This is a genomic window from Gemmatimonas sp. (genome assembly GCF_046594945.1).
Lineage (GTDB): Bacteria > Gemmatimonadota > Gemmatimonadetes > Gemmatimonadales > Gemmatimonadaceae > Gemmatimonas.
On record NZ_JBKJRB010000120.1, the window covers coordinates 1 to 13,034 of the forward strand.

The 13,034-nt window shown below is 65.1% G+C and carries 16 protein-coding genes; 3 read left to right on the forward strand and 13 right to left on the reverse strand.

The genetic code is table 11. The features are described from left to right. From ACLL97_RS14445 to ACLL97_RS14475, 7 genes are all read right to left on the reverse strand, one after another. Nucleotides 1–368, reverse strand: a 368-nt coding sequence (locus ACLL97_RS14445; protein WP_411281177.1) for a protein kinase domain-containing protein, incomplete at its 3' end; no start/stop codon positions are given. Beyond that, the gene (locus ACLL97_RS14450; RefSeq protein ID WP_411281178.1) at nt 365–781 is read right to left on the reverse strand and encodes a type II toxin-antitoxin system VapC family toxin; all 417 of its coding nucleotides are present in this window, start codon (nt 779–781) and stop codon (nt 365–367) included. The genes ACLL97_RS14450 and ACLL97_RS14445, both read right to left, overlap by 4 nt. Beyond that, nucleotides 781–1,029, reverse strand: a complete 249-nt coding sequence (locus ACLL97_RS14455; protein ID WP_411281179.1) for a type II toxin-antitoxin system Phd/YefM family antitoxin — start codon at nt 1,027–1,029, stop codon at nt 781–783. Before ACLL97_RS14455 ends, ACLL97_RS14450 begins: the two co-directional genes overlap by 1 nt. A 78-nt stretch (nt 1,030–1,107) precedes the next feature. Further along, a complete protein-coding gene (locus tag ACLL97_RS14460; protein WP_411281180.1) occupies nt 1,108–1,551 on the reverse strand; it encodes a TolB family protein in 444 nt (147 codons plus the stop codon). A 100-nt stretch (nt 1,552–1,651) separates the two neighbouring features. Continuing rightward, complete coding sequence (locus ACLL97_RS14465) at nt 1,652–1,957, reverse strand: hypothetical protein (protein WP_411281181.1); 306 nt, start codon at nt 1,955–1,957, stop codon at nt 1,652–1,654. Nucleotides 1,958–2,071: 114 nt separating this feature from the next. After that, complete coding sequence (locus ACLL97_RS14470; RefSeq protein WP_411281182.1) at nt 2,072–3,202, reverse strand: PLP-dependent aminotransferase family protein; 1,131 nt, start codon at nt 3,200–3,202, stop codon at nt 2,072–2,074. A 27-nt stretch (nt 3,203–3,229) separates the two neighbouring features. Further along, a complete protein-coding gene (locus tag ACLL97_RS14475) occupies nt 3,230–5,515 on the reverse strand; it encodes a protein kinase domain-containing protein (RefSeq protein ID WP_411281183.1) in 2,286 nt (761 codons plus the stop codon). 347 nt (nt 5,516–5,862) lie between these two features. Between ACLL97_RS14475 and ACLL97_RS14480 the strand changes: the two genes are divergently transcribed. Together ACLL97_RS14480 and ACLL97_RS14485 are read left to right on the forward strand one after the other, a co-directional pair. Further along, entirely contained in the window at nt 5,863–5,985 is a 123-nt protein-coding gene (locus tag ACLL97_RS14480; RefSeq protein ID WP_411281184.1) for a hypothetical protein, read from the forward strand. A gap of 15 nt (nt 5,986–6,000) precedes the next feature. Next, on the forward strand, nt 6,001–6,423 hold the full coding sequence (locus ACLL97_RS14485; RefSeq protein ID WP_411281213.1) for a Uma2 family endonuclease: 423 nt from the start codon (nt 6,001–6,003) through the stop codon (nt 6,421–6,423). Between the two features lie 382 nt (nt 6,424–6,805). On the opposite strand, the gene ACLL97_RS14490 is transcribed toward ACLL97_RS14485, so the two are convergent. Further along, nucleotides 6,806–7,336, reverse strand: a complete 531-nt coding sequence (locus tag ACLL97_RS14490) for a DUF6036 family nucleotidyltransferase (RefSeq protein ID WP_411281185.1) — start codon at nt 7,334–7,336, stop codon at nt 6,806–6,808. A 15-nt stretch (nt 7,337–7,351) separates the two neighbouring features. Further along, on the reverse strand, nt 7,352–7,723 hold the full coding sequence (locus ACLL97_RS14495) for a hypothetical protein (RefSeq protein WP_411281186.1): 372 nt from the start codon (nt 7,721–7,723) through the stop codon (nt 7,352–7,354). Between the two features lie 346 nt (nt 7,724–8,069). Between ACLL97_RS14495 and ACLL97_RS14500 the strand changes: the two genes are divergently transcribed. Then, nucleotides 8,070–8,885, forward strand: a complete 816-nt coding sequence (locus tag ACLL97_RS14500) for a DUF4198 domain-containing protein (RefSeq protein ID WP_411281187.1) — start codon at nt 8,070–8,072, stop codon at nt 8,883–8,885. Between the two features lie 103 nt (nt 8,886–8,988). Here the strand turns inward: ACLL97_RS14500 and ACLL97_RS14505 are convergent, their stop codons facing one another. Genes ACLL97_RS14505 through egtB form a run of 4 tightly spaced genes read right to left on the reverse strand, consistent with a single transcriptional unit; the run spans nt 8,989 to nt 12,981 of the window. Next, on the reverse strand, nt 8,989–10,416 hold the full coding sequence (locus ACLL97_RS14505) for a mercuric reductase (RefSeq protein ID WP_411281188.1): 1,428 nt from the start codon (nt 10,414–10,416) through the stop codon (nt 8,989–8,991). Beyond that, nucleotides 10,413–10,694: a DUF427 domain-containing protein gene (locus ACLL97_RS14510; RefSeq protein ID WP_411281189.1), complete on the reverse strand. Its 282-nt coding sequence runs from the start codon at nt 10,692–10,694 to the stop codon at nt 10,413–10,415. Before ACLL97_RS14510 ends, ACLL97_RS14505 begins: the two co-directional genes overlap by 4 nt. A gap of 26 nt (nt 10,695–10,720) precedes the next feature. Then, entirely contained in the window at nt 10,721–11,725 is a 1,005-nt protein-coding gene (gene egtD / locus ACLL97_RS14515; RefSeq protein WP_411281190.1) for an L-histidine N(alpha)-methyltransferase, read from the reverse strand. Beyond that, nucleotides 11,722–12,981 carry an ergothioneine biosynthesis protein EgtB gene (egtB, locus tag ACLL97_RS14520; RefSeq protein WP_411281191.1) on the reverse strand — a complete coding sequence of 420 codons (1,260 nt, stop codon included), beginning with the start codon at nt 12,979–12,981 and terminating at the stop codon, nt 11,722–11,724. The genes egtD and egtB overlap by 4 nt, the downstream gene beginning before the upstream one ends. Nucleotides 12,982–13,034 lie beyond the last annotated feature (53 nt).

Here is a 13,034-nt window from a genome sequence, read left to right on the forward strand (position 1 = left end):
GCCACTTCGCGCGCGATGCGCACGGCGTCGGCGATGGGCAGTTGGCGTTCGCGCTCCAAGCGTGCGCGCAGTGTTTCGCCGGTCACGAGCGGCATCACGTAGTACAGGAAGCCGTCCGCCGCGCCGGAATCGAGCAGCGGCAGAATGTGCGGATGCTGCAGGCGAGCCGTGGTGCGGATCTCGCTTAAAAACCGCTCGCCACCGCGCGCCGCGCCCAAGTCGGGATGCAGCACCTTGGTCGCGACATCGCGCTCGTGCTTGAGGTCGTGCGCCAGGTGCACGGTGGCCATGCCGCCGGCGCCGAGCTCGCGCTGCAGCGTATAGCGGTCGGCGAGGGCGGTCGCGAGGCGCTGCACGATGTCGTTCACCGCGTCGTCTTGGGCTTGAAGAGCGGGATGCCCTCCTTCTTCGCCGCCATGATCAGCGCCTGATCCAGCGTGGCCAGCGGCGCCTTGGTGCGTTGCGCGAGCTCGAGGTACGTCGCGTCGTACACGGTCAGCGACCGTCGCCGCGCAAGATCGAGCACGGATGCTTCGCGCGGCAGGTCGTCGACCGAAAATGGCAGCAGCGAAAGATCAGACAGAAATGCCGTGGTACGTGCCGGCGCGATGCGTTTGCGTCGCTCGGCCATCACGAGCACGTTGCGGATCTCGTACCAGAAAAGGGTGGGCACGATCGCTTCGTCGCGGGCGATGGCCGCAATCACCGATTCGGCGAACGTGGCGTCTTCGTGGTCAAGCGCCTGACCGAGAATCGCCGAAACATCGGGTACGACCGCCATCAGAATCGATGCCTCTGGTGTTTGAGCGCCAACAGGTCGTCGCGACTCACGCCCGTGAGCGCGCCACGATAGCTCTTGAGCCGCTTGACGGCCTCCGCGACGACCTTGGGGTCAACGGCGGAATCCGGAGGCCCCAGTTTGCCGACGGGGCGCCCGTGTTTGGTGATCTCGAACGTTTCCCCGTTGGCGGCGCGGTCCAGCAGCTCACTGAGACGGGTCTTGGCGTCGAACGCGGCGATGGATTCCATGGGCCCCTTCTTCAACTGGTTGATGACTGGTTGAAAGTGTCTGCGTCCGCTCCACGGGTCAAGGCCGACGCGGATCGTTCATCGTCCGACCATCCGGGTGAGTTGCTCGAACCAGTTGAGCACCACCACCAACTCGTTCTGCGCGCCGGCCTGGGCACCGGATTTCACGAAGTAGAATGTGCGATCGTCGGGTGAGACCGTGTAGTGCCAGTGCCGGTTGTCGGTGACGTAGCCGCTGGTGGAGAACAGCGCGCGTTCCGTGACCACGCGGAAGACCGGACCCGGCGCGATCTCCGCCGCCACGAGCCGATTTGCGCCGTCGCGGTAAAAGAGCTCGTTGCCCGAGTGCGACCACACGGGCTCGGAACCACCGGCGCGCGACACGGTGTAGCGTGCCCCTTGGGTCTCGGGAAACGGGCGCACGTAGATCTCCAAGCGCCCGGTTTCGTCGGATCCGTACGCCAGCCACTTCCCGTCCGGCGACAAGGCCGGCGCGATCTGGTAAAAGGTTGGGGACGCCACGAGCTGTGTCGCTGTGTCGCGGCCGCGCTGCCCTTGCACGACGTTTCTCGATCCAAGCGCGGTCAGGCGGAGCAGGAAGCGCGTGCTATCGGGGGTGGCACTACCTCGTTGAGGCTGCGCGCGAGTCGCCGCACGGTGTCACCCACGCGGTGTCGGGTGATCGCGCGAGGGTGAAGCCGGGATCAGCGACGACGAGCCGCCCGCGCGTTGTGCTCCAGCCCTGCTGCTCCCGCTCACGCGAAAGGTGAGTGCTCAGCGCGATACCGATGCGCAGCGACAAGGTGCCGTGCGAGAAACTGGCCAGCTCGCGTACCACCAGCTGACCACGCACCAACACCAGACGTTTCCCGGGTATCTCGTAGCCCAGTAGCTGGTCGGCTGTCATGCCGTCCGCTGCCGCGGCCATCGTGCGCCTCCGGTATGTGGAGCGGGTTCGTGTCGTGCGCGCACGAGACGCCTCCGCGTCAGCACGCTGTCATCGCGCTGCAGCCCCAAGCGACGCTCGGCGGGCAGACCGAGTCTACTCGGCGCTCGTGCTGTAGCTCGCGATTGCCCGCGCCAGTCGATGGACGCCGTGCAGCAACGCCGCCTCGTCGTAGTGCGCGAAGCTCAGTCTCAGCGCACTCGCAAACCCGTCGCGGCTGCTGAAGAGCGCGCCCGCACGATAGCCAACTCCTTCTGCAGCGGCGATCGGCAGCAGTTGCGACGCCGACATTACCGATGACAACTGCACCCACACGAAATACCCGCCACGCGGCTCGACGAACGTGGCCATCGGCAGCTCCTCACGCAGGGCGCGGCACAGTACCGCCGACCGCTCGGCGTATATGCCGCGTAGCGCATCGAGCCCGGCGTCGGCCAGTCCGAGATCGAGCAGGCTATTCACCACCCCCGAGACAAACGGATTCAGTCCGCCGCCACTGTGCACGACTCCCGATTGCAGAAGATGCTCGAGCAGCGCCGGTGATCCCTGTATCCATCCGAGCCGCAAGCCGGGAGCGCAGATCTTGGAAAATGAACCGAGCGACAACACACGCGCTGCGTGCACGTGCGTTGCGAGCGGGGGCGGCGGTGCGGTGCCGAAGTCGAGGAGCTGATAGACCTCGTCGGCGACGATGAGCAGATCGTGCTCGCGGCTCACCTCCGCGAGCTGCTCACGTCGCGCGGCCGACATTGTGCTCCCTGAGGGATTTTGAAATGACGGAATCGTGTACAATAGCGCGGGACGATGCCGAGTGAGCGCATCGCGTAGCGCGTCGAGTTGAATGCCGTCGTGGTCGAGGGGGATGCCGACCACTCGCAATCCGTGATCGCGAAAGACCTCGAGCGCCAGAAAGTAGGTGGGCTCTTCCACGAGGATCGTGTCGCCGGGCTGTGTGAACCGCGTGCACACGAGATCGAGCGCTTGCGAGGCACCGGCTGATACCATGAGGTGCTCCGCGCTCACCGGAGTCGCGTAGCGGTGCGTGAGAAATCGTGCGAGCGATTCACGAAACCCCACGTCGCCTTGATCGGCGCCGTACTGCAGCAGGGCTGCATCGCCTCGCGTGAGGCAATGATCGGCCGCGGTGCGCAGTGCATCGACGGGAAGCAGCGACAGCGACGGCTGTCCGTCGCCGAAGTCGATCACGTCGAGGGGATTGTCGGTCATCGCGGCAACACGAACACTAGCGGAGCATCATCGTGCATCTATAGCCACGGCGGTGGCGAACTCGGCGGCGCGACGCCGAGCGTGGGCAACGACTTCAGCGAAATCCTCGCGGTGGCGAACATCGTCGTAGAAGGGGCAAATACGCTCGAGGTAGTCCACCGTGTAGAAACCCATGGTGATCGAGCGGTCGATCAGCGCCACGCCCCGCTCCTGCGCGCCGGCCATGATGTACGACTCGCCGAGATGAAACATGTGGTGCCCATCGAGTTTCGTTTCGTCGACGGTGGCGAGCATGGCGAGCGCTTCCTCGGCGCGACCGTGCGCCGCGGTCACCAAGCCATCCAGCTGCGCGGTGTAAGGAAGCTGGGCCGCGTGCTCGCGTAGCCATGCCACCTGATGTGCCGCGTCATCGAAGCGGCCCATAAGCGCGTAGTGATTGCCCAGCCCCCAATGGAAGATCAGCCCGGCCGGCGCAAGACGGACCGCCTCTTCGAGATACGGCAGCCCTTCCGCGAGGCGCCCGGTAAACCAGCTGTTCGCGCCAACCAGAACGTTGGCGAGCGGCGCGAGCGGATCGAGCGCGATCCATTCGAGTGCGAAGCGTGATTCCGCCTGGCCGCCGGCCTGTCCCGCGATGCCTAGGAAGAACCGGATGTCACTGTCGGCGGGATCGAGCGCGAACGCGCGCCGCAACGATTGCACCGCCGTGATCTGATCGCCGATTTCGTACGCGAGATAACCGAGCAGGGCGTAGCCCTGAGCAAAGTCCGGCTCCTCGGCGATGAGCGCGCGAGCTTCGGCTTCGATGGACGCGAGCAACGCCGGCGCACGGGATGCACCCGTGCGTAATTGCATGATACCGCTGAGCGCCTCGAGCGCCCGCAACACCGGCACACGGCCCGCGATCTCGATGGCACGGGCGATCAGCGGCTCGGCGCGCACCACGTCGTACCCCGCGAGTGCCTCGCGCGCCTTGAGGTACAGCTCGAAGGCGCGCACGTCCTGCAGCGGACGCGCCGCGAGCTGCGCACTCTCTTGCGGTGAGAGCACCACATCGAGTGCATCGACGATCGCACGCGATACACGCTCCTGCACATCGAAGACATCGTCGAGCGTACCATTGTACTTCTCGGCCCATCGCGGCTCGTCGCGCTGTACGTCGACGAGTTGTGCGTTGATGCGGAGCGCATTTCCTGCGCGGCGTACACTGCCCGTGAGCGCCCAGCGCACGCCCAGCGTGTCACCGATGACGCGGAGCGTCTGCGTGGTATGCTTGTACTGCATGGCGGTGGTGCGCGAAATGACGCGCAGCGCCTTCACGTGCGACAGATCGGTGATGAGTTCGTCGGTGAGGCCGTCGCTGAAGTACTCCGTGTCGGCGTCTGGACTGACGTTCACGAAGGGCAGTACCACGACGGAGCGCTCCGTGTGCGTCGGGGGCGCGACGGGCGACGGCGCGACGGCTACTGCCAGTGGCGTGCGCAGCGTCTGCACCACCTGGGCGCCGCTCGCGACGCGTTCCTCGGCGGCCTTTACGAGCAGACGATCGACGAGCTGCGCGAGGGCGGCTGGCACATCGGGGCGGAGCACGGCCATCGGCGGCGGCGTGTGGACGAACCGTCGCGCGATGGTGGCCTGCACGGTGGGGCCGCTGAACGCCACGTCGCCAGTAAGCATCTCGAAGATCACGCATCCCAGTGCGAACAGGTCGCTGCGCCCGTCGACCGCTTCACCGGCGGCCTGCTCGGGACTCATGTAGGCTGGCGTGCCCACGGTCACACCCACCTGCGTGTGCATTGTGTTCTGCGTTGTTGCCGCGACGAGTGCTTTGCCGATGCCGAAGTCGGCCACCACCGCATGCCCTTCGTGCAGCAGGATGTTTTCCGGCTTGATGTCGCGATGCACCACGTCGTGTCGGTGTGCGTAGTCGAGCGCGTCGGCCACTTCGCCCGTGAGGCGCACGACGTCCTCGACAGACAGTCGCTCCGGCTGCGCCAGACGGTCGCGCAACGTTTCGCCGGTCAACAGGGGCATAGTGAACCAGAGCGTCCCGTTGTCATCGCCGGAGTCGTACAGCGGCAGGATGTGCGGATGCGTCAGAGACGCGGCGAGGCGGATCTCGCGCAGGAAGCGGTCGCGGCCGAGCGCGTCGCCGAGGTCGGAGCGCAGGACCTTGAGCGCCACCTCACGGTCGTGGCGCAGATCGTGGGCGCGGTACACCGTGGCCATGCCGCCGGCGCCGAGCTCCTCGCCGAGGCGGTACCGGTCGGCGAGGGCGAGGGCGAAACGGCTGATTTCAATTGGTGCTGGCATACGACCAACTTCTTACCAAGCGAGCGCAGGCGCCATGGCTTGTCGGTCTTGTTTTCAGGGTCCCGCCCACGCGATCACGCGAAGGTGGGAACATGAGGGCCTCCTACATGTGCACGCAAACGCCGAAAGCTGACGCACGCGCACGCCATCTGATGTGGGCCGATGGATATGACCGACGACAGGGGCCGACCGTCGCGCCGTGACTCTCCACTGAACGAGTCCGCGACGTCGTGGGTGAAGCGATCAATACGCGGCGTGTCGAGTCGATGACAATATGCTGACCGGTGCACGCCATAATGCGTGATGCACCCTTGCCACCCTCCCGCCGAGTGCCGTAACCTGTGGCCATGCCCGCGATGCACACCGAGTGGACCGTCGAGATACTGGATGCGCTCGAGGACGATGGCTGGCGCTATGAGCTCATCGACGGTGAGCTCCACATGACGCCTGCGCCTGCTGACACTCACTAGCTGGTCGTCGGCGAGCTGTACGCCTTGCTGCGCGAGTATCTCCAGCCACTTGGCGCCGGGAGGGCGAAGATCTCGCCGGCGGATGCTCGACGCGGTGACCGCACGCACAATCGGGTGCAACCCGATATGTTCGTGGGGCCCGTGGCAGACGGCAAACGGCCCGCGTATCCCCACGACTTACACGATCTGCTGCTCGCGGTCGAAGTGGTGTCTCCCATCAATCCACGACTCGACTACCACATCAAGCGCGAGCTCTATCTTCGTGACGGCGTGGGCGAGTACTGGGTGGTCAATCCCGATGCGCGCAAGGTGTCTCGTTGGCGCGGGCGAGACGATCCAGGCGAGTGGCTGAGCGAGCGCATCGAATGGTCGCTGCCGGACGCCGCGCAGCCGTTTGTGCTCATGCTCCCGGAGTTCTTCGACGAGGCGCTGCGGTAGGGGACTCGCCACCCCTGATCCCGCAGGAGACTCGACCTGAGCACCGCGCGTGGAACGGTATCCCTCCCGGACACGGGGCACGGAACCGCATCGTGCACCAGGAGCATGCCCTCGGCGTCGCGGTGATCGCGCAGCGACTTGCCCTTTACGTTAGCCATCACGAACAAGCCCGCGCCGTTGGCCGGCGGATGGCTGAGTTTCGCGACCAACTGCATCTCGCGAAGAAAACGCTCCCTCCCGCGTGAGGCGGAGAGCTCCTCGCAGAGTATGTTGATGGCGACCTCGCGGTCGTGCGCGAGGTACACCGTGGCCATGCCGCCGACACCGAGCTCGCGTTCGAGGCGGTAGCGCTCGGCAAGATCCGTTCTCAACCGCTCGAAGGTCATGGACGAATCGGCGAAAACACCGCATCGACGGCACGCCGAAATGACGGCGGATCGATGGCCGGAAACCGAAACAGCTCCGGCTCCATAAGTGCAAACTGTTCATGCACACTGGCGGCGTTGATGAGACCGTGTGAGAGCATGGCGTGCACATCCGCCAGGTCACGAGCATGTCCGCGTTCGATCTTGGCGAGCGCCTGGGCCACGAAATCGAAGTGTCGAAAGGTGGCGCGGCCAATGCGGATAATGACCGGGCTGCGCTGCTCCCATCCTGGAGGCACGGGAATGAACAGATCGGGTGAGGCCAGCTCCACGTTGAGCTGCAGTCGTTCCTTGAGCATCGGGATCGCGCGAAGCATCGCGTCCGACTCCGGCCGAAACACGAGATCCACATCGATCGTGGTTGCGCGCCAGCCCACCAAGACCGCGCTCGTGCCGCCAACGAGGAAGACATCCACGTCCGCCGTCGCGTGTCGCGCGAGTGCGGTCATGAACGCGCCAATGCGCTCGCGATCCGCTACCTCGCGCACGCTACCTCGCGCACGCTACCTCGCGCACGCCGCCGCATGTCGGAAACCCGCAACACGGCGCAGCAATGCGTTGTAGTGGCTATGCGCCGCCAGACCGTCGCGCGCCGATAACAGCGCGTACAGTTGCAGCTCGGCGTCAGGAATCGGTTGGCCCACGGCGACACCGACGTCGCGCAATCCCGGGGCCGCGATGGAAACCAGCAAGGACTCGATCGTCACCAGCCCTGCCGTGAGATCGGCAAGGCCCGCTTCAATCAGTTCTGCTCCGGGAAAATGGGCGACGACCATGGTTGAAGTGTACTGGCTATCTTGCCGGGCGACCAGCAAATCGCGGTTGACCAGGTGCTGGGCGGAACAGGGTGGGGTGCCGCCGCGCGCGGAGGTCACTCATCACGCCCGGCCTCCGCTCGTCGACGTGAACACCACCACATCGAAACCGAGCCGGCGCACGAGTGCGGCAAAGCGCGGGGGATCCGGAGCGGATCGTACCCACGACTCGTCAGGGGGAATTGTGACGCCGAAGTCGCGCCAAGCGGCAGTCTGGTCCAGTGTACGCGCGGAGCAGCGAGCCGTACGGCAACCCATCCGCCTCCTCAGTAACCGAGTATCGGGACGAGGTCGGGAAGCTCCAACCGGCCGTGGTGTGCCGCGGGAATGAGGCATCGCGCAATTCCACCATATATTAGCGGTGCCACATAGAGCTCCGTCACCGTCTCTCCCGCCGGGCACCATCATGCATCGTCGTCTTGCTGCACTGCCGATCTTGCTCGCGCTGTCGGCTACCTCGCTGTTCGCGCATGACATGTTCTGGCGACTAACGTCGTACTACGTCGCGCCGAGATCGTCGATCCGCATGCCCGTACTGAACGGAACGTTCTCGAAGAGCGAGAACTCCATCGCGTGGTCGCGCGTCGCGCAGCTGAGTGTCGCGACACCAACCGGTCGCACACAAATCGATAGCGCGCACTGGGATACTCGCGGCGATACGTCGTGGCTCAACTACGTCACCGGCGAGGCCGGTACCTATGTTGCCGGCCTCTCCACCAAGCCCACCGAGTTTCGGCTCGAAGCGAAGGCGTTCAATCGGTATCTCGCTGACGACGGCATTCCGGACATTCTGGCCGCGCGCACGAAGGACGGCTCGTTGCAACGGGCAGCGCGCGAACGGTATTCCAAACATATCAAGACGATTTTCCAGGTCGGTGCGACGCGCTCAGACGGGTGGAGTGCGGCGCTGGGCCATCCCGCCGAGCTCGTGCCAGTGGAGAATCCCTATGGACTCGCGCCTGGCGCGACGATGCGTTTTCGCTGCCTGGTCGACGGCAATCCGGTCGCCAATCAGCTCGTGATTGTTGGCGGACGCGCGGGCGTCACGGGCGACGTTCGACTGCCCACGCAATCGCTGCGCAGCAATGCCGATGGCGTGGTGTCTGTCACAGTGGGAAAAGCCGGTCGATGGTATGTCAAATTCATCCACATGGCGCGCGTTGATGACGGTCGAGTCGACTACGAGTCCAAGTGGGCCACCATCACGTTCGAGATCCGCTGACTGCGCCAAGCTCACGGAGCAGAGCGGATACAGGCCGTACGTCCATGGCACGACGATCCCGGCGTGGCGCCGGCTGTTCCTCTCACGGCGCGTGCACCCCACCCTACGTTAACGGCGTCAGCTTGCCCAGAATGGTGGGCAAGAACTCGGTCACGGTAGGATGCACGGGGAGCGCATCGCGCAGCACCTGGTAGGGCGCGTCGGCCGCCATCATGGCGCCGATGATCTGCACGATTTCATCGGCGCCAATGCCCAACAGCGTCGCTCCCGCGAAGCGGTGCGTCTCCGCATCGACCAGCAGGCGGATCACGCCCAGCGTTTCGCTCTCCTCTTTCGCGCGGCTCACGTTCTTCATCTCGTGCGTCGCCACCAGAAAACGCCGGCCGCCGGCGCTCTGCTCGCGTGCTTCGGTTTCACTCAGCCCCACGCGACCGAGCGGCGGATCGGTGAACATGGCATACGTCGACACCCGCCCGTCGGCGGTGCGCGCGCCTCCCTGTTGATTGGCGAGCACGATCTCGTGGTCCTGATAGCTTGTGTGTGTGAAGGCGCCTCGCCGGTTTACGTCACCCAGCGCCCATACGCCGGGCACATTCGTTTCCAGCCGACCATTCACGGGAATAAAGCCCTGCGCATCGAGCGTCACGCCCACAGTGCTGAGACGCAGCCGCTCCGTGTTGGGCAGGCGGCCGGTGGCCACGAGGACATGCGAAGCGTCGATGTGCCGCACCTCACCCGTGGTACGATGCCGCGCGTGCACCACAACATGCGGGACGCCATCCTCGGCGATCCATTCAACCCGCTCGACGGCGCTGTGCGTGTGAATGGTGACGCCTTCATCGCCAAGAAATGCCGCGATACGCGCCGACACGTCGCCGTCTTCGCGACTGGCAACGGCTGGCCCGGCCTCGAGAATGGTGACGTCGCTCCCTAGCCGGCGGAAGATCTGTCCCATTTCGAGGCCGATGTAGCTGCCGCCGAGAATCACGAGGTGCCGCGGACGCTCGGTGAGCGCCATGATCGATTCGTTGGTGAGCAATGGTCCATCGGCGAGACCGGGAATGGGTGGTACCGCAGGGCGTGTACCGGTGTTGAGATACACGCGCGGCGCGACCGCGGTCGTGTGCTCACCCTGCACCACAAACTGGTCATTTTCGCGACCTGCGAAGGCGCCCCACTCGCGCACCAACGTCACGCCTGTCGTGTCGTCGATCCAGCGGGTGAGTCCATTGCGTGATGCCTCCACCACCCGGGCAACGCGCTGCATGGCGGCCGCAAAATCAATGTGCACGCCGCTCACCTGCACGCCGAAGTCACCGGCGCGTGCCACCATATGCGCCACTCGCGCGCTTTTCCGCAGCGTTTTGGTGGGAGTACAGCCCACGTTCACGCAACTGCCGCCAACCATGCCGCCTTCGAACACCACCACCCGTTCACCGCCGCCGGCGAGTGCCGTGGCCAGCGCCGGCGTGGCCTGACCGGTGCCGATAAAGATGGCATCGGCACGCACCGGGGTGGCGGACGGCGTCACGCCGTCACCTGCACGCCCTTCCAAAACGCCACCCGGCCGGCGATATGCGCTGCCTCGGCTTTCGGCGTGGGGTAGTACCACACCGCGTCACGGTTCTCCTGGCCCTGCACGGCGAGCGAGTAATAGTGCGCCACACCTTTCCACGGACAGGTCGTGTGATGCGCGCTGGCCACAATCACGTCGGGGCGCAGCGCGCTGGCCGGGAAGTAGTGGTTGCCTTCCACCACCACGGTGTCGTTGCTCTCAGCGATGGTTTCGCCGTTCCACATGGCTTTCATAAACTCGGTGGTGAAATGTGAACACGTCAGATGGGAGTCAGCCACGCCACCCAAAACCAGTCGCAGGCGTCGGTGTGTAGCGCCTCGATACGGAAGCCGCTCTCTTCCACCAACGTACGCAAGCGGGGCTCGTCGTACTTGTAGGAACATTCGGTGTGAATGGTCTCACCGGCCGCGAACGTGATGGCCTCGCCGGCCACGTGTACCGTTTGGTCCACGCTGGACTCCAGATGCATCTCGATACGACTGAGCGCATCGTTGAAGAACGCGACGTGCCGGAACGTGTCCACGTCGAAGGTGGCCTGCAGCTCGCGGTTCATCCGTACCAGCAGATTGCGATTGAACGCGGCCGTGACGCCGGCTGCATCGTTGTACGCGTTATGCAAGACGTCGGGGTCCTTGCGTCTGTCCACCCCCAGAATCATGCCGCCGCGCGGGCCTACGGTATGCCGTACGCGGTGGAGAAATGCCGAGGCCTCCGTGGGGTGAAAATTGCCGATCGTGGAGCCGGGGAAGAATGCCACGCGTCGCGCGTCGTCCGGCAGCCGTGGCAGCGTGAGCGGGCGCGTGTAATCGGCACACACCGGCAGCACACGCAGTCCGGGGTACTGCGCCGACCGCACGGCCGCCACCTGCTCGAGTTGTTCGTGTGACACGTCGACCGGCACGTACGCACTGGGCGTCTCCAGCTGATCGAGCAGCAGGCGCACTTTGGTGGCAGCGCCGCTGCCGTATTCAATGAGCGCCACGTGCGGGCCGGCCGCGCGGGCCAGCGTCGGAGCGCAGCGCGTCAGAATGGCCAGCTCCGTACGAGTGGGATAGTACTCCGGCAGCTCGCAGATCTGCTCGAACAGCGCCGCGCCGGCAGCATCGTAGAACAACGACGGCGGCAGTGATTTCACCTGGGCGCGCAGGCCACGCAACACCAGATCACGCACACTGTCGGCGGCCAGCGCACTGGTGCTCGATGGGACCGACGGCGCCTGCGGCGACGGCACGAAGTGAGGCTGACGAACGGACGAGGCACTCATGCGTCTGCCGCCAATCGGATGCCGGTAAATTGCCAGCGTGCGTCGCTGGGAAAAAAGTTGCGGTAGGTGACTCGCGCGTGCGATTCCGGCGTAGCGCAGGACGCGCCGCGCAACACCCACTGATCACTCATCCACTTGCCGTTGTATTCACCGATCGCGCCAGGCGCCGTGCGGAACCCCGGATAGCCTACGTACGGGCTCTGGGTCCACTGCCACGTATCGCCGAACAGCTGTTGGAGGCCCGACCGCGCATCGGCGAACGGATGTCGGACGCCATGCTCGACAAAACGCCCCGTGACCGGCGCGTCCGCGGCCACCACCTCCCACTCGGCCTCGGTCGGCAAGCGACCACCGGCCCAGCGCGCGTACGCGTCGGCCTCGTAGTAGCTCAAGTGCGTCACTGGAGCGTACGGAATGATCGGCGCCGTGCCGGCCACTGTGTACTCGTGCCAGCTCCCGTGTACCAGCTCCCAATAAAGCGGCGCTTGCCAGTGGTGCGACTGCACGGCCGCCCAGCCGGCACTCAACCACAGTGCCGTCTTTCGGTAGCCGCCGTCGGCGATGAAGGCCGCGTACTCCGCGTTGGTCACCAACCGGTTGGCGATTCGCGCGCCCGCGAGATACACGCCATGACGTGGCCCTTCATTGTCGAAGGCGAATCCATCACCGTCGTGACCGATCCGGTACACGCCCTCGGCGATTGATTGCCACCCCTGCGCCACTTCGGGCGGCTGCGGAATGGCGTCAGTGCGATAGGATGGACGCATCGGGTTGGTCCAGAACACGTGCTTGATATCCGTCAGCAACAGCTCCTGATGCTGCTGCTCATGGTGCAGGCCCAGCTCGACGACTTGCCACGCCGGATGTTCGACGTCACCGGCAATGCGGTCGCAGAGCGTTTGCACGGCCTCGTTGATGTAGGCGCGGTAGGCGTACACCTCGTCAACGGTAGGACGCGTGACCAAGCCCCGCTGCGCGCGGCAATGCCGCTCGCCCGCCTGGACGTAGTACGAATTGAAGAGGAACGCGTAGCGTGGATTGAGTGGCGTGTATCCCGGGTCGTGCGGCGCGAGGAGAAACGTTTCAAAAAACCAGCTCGTATGCGCGAGATGCCACTTGGTGGGACTCACGTCGCTCATGCTGGAGACGACGTAATCCTCCGTGACCAACGGCGCACAGAGCGACTCGGTGGCCGCGCGGACGGCGGTGAAGCGGTCCAGCAACGTCGCTGGCAGCGGGGAGACGTCAGTGAGCACAGGCAGTAGAGGCAGACGTGGCGGGACAAATCGGACCAAAACCTTACACTGGA

Excerpts from the sequence above, each read along its gene's own strand:
- ACLL97_RS14465 (WP_411281181.1), bottom strand. The coding sequence starts at position 1,957 with ATGGCCGCGGCAGCGGACGGCATGACAGCCGACCAGCTACTGGGCTAC.
- ACLL97_RS14475 (WP_411281183.1), bottom strand. The coding sequence starts at position 5,515 with ATGCCAGCACCAATTGAAATCAGCCGTTTCGCCCTCGCCCTCGCCGAC.
- ACLL97_RS14500 (WP_411281187.1), top strand. The coding sequence starts at position 8,070 with ATGCATCGTCGTCTTGCTGCACTGCCGATCTTGCTCGCGCTGTCGGCT.
- ACLL97_RS14450 (WP_411281178.1), bottom strand. The coding sequence starts at position 781 with ATGGCGGTCGTACCCGATGTTTCGGCGATTCTCGGTCAGGCGCTTGAC.
- ACLL97_RS14470 (WP_411281182.1), bottom strand. The coding sequence starts at position 3,202 with ATGACCGACAATCCCCTCGACGTGATCGACTTCGGCGACGGACAGCCG.
- ACLL97_RS14480 (WP_411281184.1), top strand. The coding sequence starts at position 5,863 with ATGCCCGCGATGCACACCGAGTGGACCGTCGAGATACTGGATGCGCTC.
- egtD (WP_411281190.1), bottom strand. The coding sequence starts at position 11,725 with ATGAGTGCCTCGTCCGTTCGTCAGCCTCACTTCGTGCCGTCGCCGCAG.
- ACLL97_RS14510 (WP_411281189.1), bottom strand. The coding sequence starts at position 10,694 with ATGAAAGCCATGTGGAACGGCGAAACCATCGCTGAGAGCAACGACACC.
- ACLL97_RS14455 (WP_411281179.1), bottom strand. The coding sequence starts at position 1,029 with ATGGAATCCATCGCCGCGTTCGACGCCAAGACCCGTCTCAGTGAGCTG.